General features: G+C 55.1%; 1 protein-coding gene. It reads right to left on the bottom strand.

Annotated elements, in window-relative coordinates; all coding sequences use genetic code 11:
- Nucleotides 1–224: 224 nt before the first annotated feature.
- A partial coding sequence (locus MJ257_RS24625) for a transposase (RefSeq protein WP_240271804.1) occupies nt 225–755 on the bottom strand: 531 nt, incomplete at its 5' end.

Here is a 755-nt window from a genome sequence, read left to right as displayed (position 1 = left end):
TTCTTTCAAAACTTAGTGCAAACGGACCACGCAAATTCTCTCCTGAACCTTCGTTTGCTCCCGGGCCTCGTGCTCCGGCGTGAGCTTGTCAAGCGTCTTCCTTGACAAGCGGCGGGGTACAATTCAACACTTTTCCAAATCCTCATCGAAGATGAGGAACGCCACACGGCGAGTGTGGGGGTGCAGGGGGCAACGTCCCCTGCGTCCTTCATCGTCCAAATGCGTTAGGAAGCTGCTGGCTGCTCCACGGTTCTAGCAACCGCCCATATGAACCCAATCAATTCCCGGGCCACCGCACCGACGGCCACATTCTTGTGCTTGTTCTTTCCAAACACGAGATGCCGGTATTTGTAATGCAATCTTTCTTGCGCCTTCCAGGACAACAGCTGTACGTCGGCGGGCATGCCATCTAATCGCTTGGCGAGATCCCCTTTTACAGCAGGACGGTGACGGTAACTCCAAGCGGACTCCACCAAAGTCCGTCGTAAGCGGCCATTTCCGGCTTTGGTCATGCTGCCGCGTCGAGTACTTAGGCCCGTGGAATACTCACGAGGGACCAGTCCCAAGTACGCCATCAGTTGCGCTGGGGAGCGAAAACGCGCAAAAGTTCCGATTTCAGCCGCAAGGGTAATGGCTGTAAGCAATCCAATCCCCCGCAGGGACTGAAGAACTTGGATCAGAGAAGCCTTAGAACCGGTCGCAGCTTGTTGGACCAGTGCTTTTTCTAAGCGCCCCATGCGTTGCTCGATCTCATC

It is taken from the genome of Paenibacillus timonensis (assembly GCF_022427145.1).
GTDB classification, from domain to species: Bacteria; Bacillota; Bacilli; order Paenibacillales; family Paenibacillaceae; genus Fontibacillus; species Fontibacillus timonensis.
The sequence above is the reverse complement of the archived record's forward strand: the minus strand, read 5'-3'. Positions and strand labels throughout refer to the sequence as shown.